This window comes from Paraconexibacter sp., assembly GCF_059438195.1.
Genome location: NZ_JBLKKY010000114.1, coordinates 1 through 6875, shown reverse-complemented (window position 1 = coordinate 6875; position 6875 = coordinate 1). Strand labels below are relative to the sequence as shown.

The 6875-nt window shown below is 76.2% G+C and carries 4 protein-coding genes; all 4 read left to right on the top strand.

Translation table 11 applies throughout. The features are described from left to right. Positions 1-666, top strand: a 666-nt coding sequence (locus ACME2J_RS21650; RefSeq protein ID WP_495547026.1) for a CobD/CbiB family cobalamin biosynthesis protein, incomplete at its 5' end; no start/stop codon positions are given. After that, positions 663-2204 carry a cobyric acid synthase gene (locus ACME2J_RS21645; RefSeq protein WP_495547025.1) on the top strand — a complete coding sequence of 514 codons (1542 nt, stop codon included), beginning with the start codon at positions 663-665 and terminating at the stop codon, positions 2202-2204. The genes ACME2J_RS21650 and ACME2J_RS21645, both read left to right, overlap by 4 nt. After that, the gene (cobN, locus tag ACME2J_RS21640) at positions 2189-5866 is read left to right on the top strand and encodes a cobaltochelatase subunit CobN (protein WP_495547024.1); all 3678 of its coding nucleotides are present in this window, start codon (positions 2189-2191) and stop codon (positions 5864-5866) included. The genes ACME2J_RS21645 and cobN overlap by 16 nt, the downstream gene beginning before the upstream one ends. Further along, positions 5863-6875: magnesium chelatase ATPase subunit I (locus ACME2J_RS21635; RefSeq protein ID WP_495547023.1), on the top strand; the 1013-nt coding region annotated here is incomplete at its 3' end. The genes cobN and ACME2J_RS21635, both read left to right, overlap by 4 nt.

Here is a 6875-nt window from a genome sequence, read left to right as displayed (position 1 = left end):
GCCGCGCTCGGCGGGCGGTCGCTCGGCCGCGCCGCTGCCGTCGTCGAGGAGCGCCTCGCGCACGGCGACCTCGACGGCGCGCGCGCCGCACTCCCCGCGCTCGTCGGCCGCGACGTCGCGGACCTCGACAACGACGAGGTCGCCCGTGCCGTCGTCGAGTCGGTCGCCGAGAACACGAGCGACGCCGTCCTCGGCGTCGTCGTGTGGGGGGCGCTCGCGGGACCCGCCGGGGTCGTCGCCTTCCGGGCCGCGAACACGCTCGACGCAATGGTCGGCCACCGCACGCCGCGCCACGCGCGCTTCGGGTGGGCGAGCGCGCGCCTCGACGACGCGCTGTGTTGGCCCGCCGCGCGGCTCACCGTCCTCCTCGCCGCGGCCTGTGCGCCGCTCGTCGGGGGCCGACCGGCCGCCGCACTGCGCGCCGCCCGCCGCGAAGGCCGCGCGCACCCCTCCCCGAACGCGGGGCGCGTCGAGGCCGCGTTCGCCGGCGCGCTCGGGCTGCGCCTCGGCGGCCCCGTCGCCTACTCCGGCCGCGTCGAGCACCGGCCGCGCCTCGGTGATGGTCGCCCCCCGACCCCGGACGACATCGCCCGCGTCGTGCGACTCGCCGACGCCGTCGGGCTCGCCGCGACCGTCGTCTGCGCTCTCGTCGGGAGGCGACGGTGACGGGCGCGCTCCTCGTCTGCGGCACCCACTCCGACGCAGGGAAGTCGCTCGTCGTCGCCGGCCTCTGCCGCTGGCTGCACCGCCAAGGCGTCCGCGTCGCCCCGTTCAAGGCGCAGAACATGGCGCTCAACAGCGTCGTCACGCCGGGCGGCGCGGAGATCGGCCGCGCGCAGGCCGTCCAGGCCGCCGCCGCCGGCGTCGCGCCCGAGGCGGCGATGAACCCGATCCTCATCAAGCCTTCCGGCGTCCGTCACAGCCAGGTCGTCGTCGACGGGACCCCGTGGATGGACACCGACGCGCGCAGCTACCAGGCCCGCAAGGCAGAGCTCGTCCCCGTCGTGCGTCGCGCGCTCGCCGACCTGCGCTCCCGCTACGACGTCGTCGTCTGCGAGGGCGCGGGCAGCCCCGCGGAGACGAACCTGCGCGCCGCGGACCTCGCGAACATGGGGCTCGCCCGGGACGCCGGGCTCCCCGTCCTCCTCGTCGGAGACATCGACCGCGGCGGCGTCCTCGCCTCGCTCACCGGCACGCTCGCCGTCCTCGACCCCGCCGACCAGGCGCACGTCGCGGCGTTTCTCGTCAACAAGTTCCGCGGCGACGAGGCGATCCTCGCCCCAGGGCTCGACGACCTCCGCGCCCGCACCGGACGCCCCACGCTCGGCGTCCTGCCGTTCCTCGAGGACCTGTGGCTCGACGTCGAGGACTCGCTCGCCCTCGACGCCTCGCGCCCCACCGCCGCCGTCGAGGTCGCCGCGTCCGACGTCCTCGACGTCTGCGTCGTGCGGCTGCGATGGATGAGCAACTTCACCGACGCGGACGCGCTCGCCGCCGAGCCCGGCGTCCGCGTGCGCTTCACCCGCAGCCCGGCGGACGTCGCGCGCGCCGATCTCGTCGTCCTGCCCGGCACGAAGGCGACCGTCGAGGACCTCGCGCGGCTCCGGGCCGACGGTCTCGACCGTGCGCTCGCCGATCGCGCCGCCGCCGGAGGGCCGATCCTCGGGATCTGCGGCGGGTTCCAGATGTTCGGCGAGCGCATCGTCGACGACGTCGAGTCTCGCGCCGGCACCGTCGACGGCCTCGGCCTGCTCGCCGTGACGACGACGTTCGCGCCCTCCAAGGTCCTGCGCGAGCGCACCGGTCACTCGCCGCACCTCCAGGCGCCCGCCGGCGGCTACGAGATCCGGCACGGACGACCCGCCGCGGCCCCCGGCGCGACGCCGCTCCTCGTCGCCGACGACGGCGAGCCCGACGGCTGCGTCGTCGGACCGGTGATGGGGACGTCGTGGCACGGCGTCCTCGAGCACGACGACCTGCGGCGCGCGCTGCTGCGCGCGGTCGCCGTCACCCGCGGACGCACGTTCGCCCCCGGGACCGAGTCGTTCGCCGCCGTGCGCGCCCGGCACCTCGACCGCCTCGGCGACCTCGTCGCCGACCACTGCGACGCCGCCGCGCTCACCGACCTCATCACGTCCGGCGCCCCCGCCGGGCTGCCGACCCTCGACCTGCGACTCCGGGAGGCCACGTGCTCCGCCTCGTGACGACCGCCGACACCGAGATCCTCGCGACCGCCTCGGCGGTCCGCCGGCTCCCGGACGACTTCCCCGCGGTCCGCTGCGCGAACCCGCGCGGCACGACCGACATCGACCCGTTCCTCGACGACGTCCTCGACGGCGCGCGGGTCGTCGTCGCGCGGATCCTCGGCGGTCGCCGCGGCTGGGAGGGCGGCGTCGACCGGCTCGCCGAGCGCTGCCGCGAGGCGGGCGTCGCGCTCGTCGCACTCGGGGGCGAGTCGACCCCCGACGCCGAGATGACCGCGCTCTCGACCGCCGCGTCGGGCACGGTCGCCCAGGTCGGCGAGTACCTCTCCGCCGGGGACGTCGACAACGTCGAGCAGCTCCTGCGGTTCCTCGCCGACACGTTCCTCCTCGAGGGCTGGGGCTTCGAGGAGCCACGTCCCGTCGCGACGCACGGGGTCTACGTCCCGGGCCGCGGGGACGTCACGCTCGGCGAGGCGCTCGCCGGTCGCGATCCCGACCGGCCGGTCGTCGGCGTCACCTTCTACCGCGCGCACCGACTCACCGGCAACACCGCGTTCGTCGATGCGCTCTACGCCGCGATCGAGCGGGCGGGCGGACATCCCGTCGCCGTGTGGGCCGACACCCTGCGCCGCGGCCGTGACGACGGGCGCGTCGCCGCGCTCGAGCTGCTCGACGGGCACGTCGACGCCCTCGTCACGACGATGCTCGCGACCGGCGGCTCGCACGCCGGCGATGCCTCGGCCGGCGGCGAGGACGGGGAGATGGCGTGGGACGCCGCGGCGATCGAGGCGCTCGACGTCCCCGTCGCGCAGGCGCTCACCGTCACCCGCTCCCGGGCCTGGTGGGAGTCCGGCGGCGAGGGTCTCGCGCCGCTCGACGCCGCGACCCAGGTCGCGATCCCCGAGTTCGACGGCCGGATCATCGGCGGCCCGGTGAGCTTCAAGGAGGCCGACCCCGAGGGTGAGGACGCGGCGCTCGTCGGCACCGCCGTGCCGCGCTACGTCCCCGACGAGGAGCGTTGCGACCGCCTCGCCGGGCTCGTCCTGCGTCACGCCCGCCTGCGCGACGCCTTCGCCACCGGCCCGCGCCGGATCGCGATCGTCCTCACCGCCTTCCCGACGAAGCACGCGCGGGTCGGGATGGCCGTCGGGCTCGACACCCCCGCGAGCGCCATCGCCCTCCTCCACCGCCTTTGCGCCGACGGCGTCCGGGTCGAGGACGTCCCCGAGGACGGCGACGCGCTCATGCACCGGCTCATCGAGGCGGGCGGACACGACCCCGAGTTCATCACCGACGCCCAGCTCGCCGCGGCCCCGCTGCGCATCGCGGCCGCCGACTACGAGGCGTGGTTCGCGGGTCTGCCCGAGGACCTGCGGACCTCGGTCGTCGAGCGCTGGGGCGCCGCGCCCGGGGACCGCTACCGGGACGGCGACGACCTCGTCGTCGCGGGCATCGAGCTCGGCGACGTCGTCGTGCTCATCCAGCCCCCGCGCGGCTACGGCGACGATCAGGTCGGCATCTACCACGACCCCGAGCTGCCTCCCGCCCACCACTACCTCGCCGCCTACCGGTGGCTCGACGCGCACTGGGGAGCGGACGCGATCGTCCACCTCGGCAAGCACGGGACGCTCGAGTGGCTGCCGGGCAAGATGCTCGCGCTCTCGCGCTCCTGCGCGCCGGACGCCGCACTCGGCGACGTGCCGCTCGTCTACCCGTTCGTCGTCAACGACCCGGGCGAGGGCGCGCAGGCGAAGCGCCGCGCGCACGCCGTCGTCGTCGACCACCTCGTCCCGCCGATGATGCGGGCGGAGTCCTACGACGAGCTCGCCGACCTCGAGGCGCTGCTCGACGAGTACGCGCGGCTCGAGGTCCTCGACCCCTCGAAGCTCCCCGGTCTCGGCGCCCGGATCTGGGAGGCGATCCGCGCGGCGAACCTCCATGAGGACCTCGGCATCGACGCCGATGCCGACGCGCACGACGCGGGCGAGCTCGTCGAGCATCTCGACGGCTACCTGTGCGAGGTGAAGGACGTCCAGATCAAGGACGGTCTCCACGTCCTCGGCGCGCCGCCCGAGGGCCCGCAGCTCCGCGGGCTCGTCGCCGCGATCGCCCGTCACGGCAGCGGTGGGACCCCGGGCCTGCGGGACGCCGTCGGCGCCGCGCTGCGCACCGACGACGCCGACCGGATGGAGGCAGCGCAGCAGGCGCTCCTCGTCGCGCTCGCCGAGCACGACTGGTCGCTGGATCGCGTCGACGACGTCGTGCGGGGCGGGCTCGGGACCCGCGACGACGGTGTCGCCGCCGCGCTGCGCCTCGTCTGCGAGCGCATCGTCCCGGGCATCCGCGGCGCGACCGACGAGCTCGAGAACGTCGTGCGCGCGCTGCGCGGCCGGCACGTCCCGGCCGGGCCGTCCGGCGCGCCCACCCGCGGCCGGCTCGACGTCCTGCCGACCGGGCGCAACTTCTACACGGTCGATCCGCGCGCTCTCCCCTCCGAGCTCTCGTGGCAGACGGGCGTCCGCCTCGCCGACGCGCTCCTCGACCGCCACCGCGCCGAGACCGGCGAGCTGCCGCGCACCGTGGGCCTCGTCGCCTGGGGGACGGCGGCGATGCGCACCCAGGGCGACGACGCGGCGGAGGTGCTCGCGCTCCTCGGCGTGCGGCCGAGGTGGAACGCGAGCTCGAAGCGCGTCACCGGCCTCGAGGTGATCGACCTCGACGAGCTCGGCCGCCCGCGGATCGACGTCACCCTGCGCATCAGCGGCTTCTTCCGCGATGCCTTCCCCCACCTCCTCACGCTCCTCGACGACGCGGTCGCGACCGTCGCGGCGCTCGACGAGCCCGACGAGGCGAACTTCGTGCGCGCCCACAGCCGGGCCCGCGCCGCCGAGCTCGCCGGCGACCTCGACGAGGCCGCCGCGTGGCGCGAGGCGACGACCCGCATCTTCGGCTCGAAGCCCGGCACCTACGGCGCCGGCCTCGGACAGCTCCTCGAGACGCGTGACTGGCGCGAGGACCGCGACATCGCCGCCGTCTACGAGGCGTGGGGAGGCTTCGCCTACGGCCGCGGCCTCGACGGCGCCCCGGCGGCCGAGGCGATGCGCGCGTGCTTCCGGAGGATCGACGTCGCGGTGAAGAACATCGACTCGCGCGAGCACGACCATCTCGACAGCGAGGACTACTCCGACTACCACGGCGGGATGATCGCGACGGTCCGCGCGCTGAGCGGCCGCGATCCCGCCGCGTACCTCGGCGACAGCGCCGACCCGCGTCAGGTCCGCACGCGCACGCTCGCCGAGGAGACGCGGCGCATCTTCCGCGCCCGCGTCGCGAACCCGCGGTGGATCGGGTCGATGACCCGCCACGGCTTCAAGGGCGCCGCCGAGCTCGCCGCGACGGTCGACTACCTCTTCGCCTACGACGCGACGACCGACGTCGCGTCGGACTGGATGTACGAGCAGGTCGCCGACCGCTACCTCCTCGACGACGAGATCGCGGCCTTCATGGACCGCGCGAACCCGTGGGCGGCGCGCGGCATCGCCGAGAAGCTCCTCGAGGCGGCGGAGCGCGGCCTGTGGGCGGCGCCGGAGGCGGCGACGCTCGAGGCGATCCGCGACCGCTACCTCGCGCTCGAGGGAGACCTCGAGGAGGCCTCCGCGTGACCGCCACCACGTTCCCGCTGTCGGCCGTCGTCGGTCAGGACGATCTCGTCGAGGCGCTCCTCGTATGCGCGGTCGACCCGGGCGTCGGCGGCGTCCTCGTGCGCGGCGAGCGCGGGACGGCGAAGACGACGGCCGTCCGCGCGCTCGCCGCGCTGCTGCCGCCGGTCGCGGCGGCCGCCGGGCGCCGTGACGGCTTCGCCCCGGGCGACCGGGCGCCGGACGGCCCCGTCCCGGCCGACGCGGCGACCGAGCCCCGGCCCGCTCCGCTCGTCGACGTCCCCCTCGGGACGACGCTCGACCGACTCGTCGGCGCGGTCGACCTCGGCCGCGCGCTCGCGGGCGAGGCGGTGCTCGAGCCCGGCCTGCTCGCGCGCGCCCACCGCGGCGTCCTCTACGTCGACGAGGTGAACCTCCTCGCCGACCACCTCGTCGACGCCCTCCTCGACGCCGCCGCGACGGGCGTGTGCCGCGTCGAGCGCGAGTCCGCGTCGGTCGTCCACGACGCGCGGTTCGTGCTCGTGGGGACGATGAACCCGGAGGAGGGCGAGCTGCGCCCGCAGCTCCTGGACCGCTTCGGCCTCGGCGTCGAGGTGACGACGCCCGCCGACCCGTCGGTCCGTGCCGACGTCGTCCGGCGTCGCCTCGCCCACGACGCCGACCCCGCCGCGTCGCGGTCGCGGTGGGCCGACGACGAGGAGGCGCTGCGCGAGCGCATCGCCGCGGCCCGCGACCGGCTCGACGGCGTGCGACTCGGCGAGCGCGAGCTGCTGCAGATCACGGGGGCGTGCGGGCAGCTCGGGCTCGACGGCGTGCGCGGCGACGTCGTGTGCGCCCGCGTCGCCCGCGTGCTCGCGGCGCTCGGCGGGCGCGACGAGGTCGACGCCGAGCACGTGCGACGCGCCGCTCACCTCGCGCTCGCGCACCGGCGCCGTCGCGACCCGCTCGACGACGCCCCGTCGCTGTCGTTGATAGTGGCATCGCGTCAAATGCACCCGCGCTCGTTCGTTGG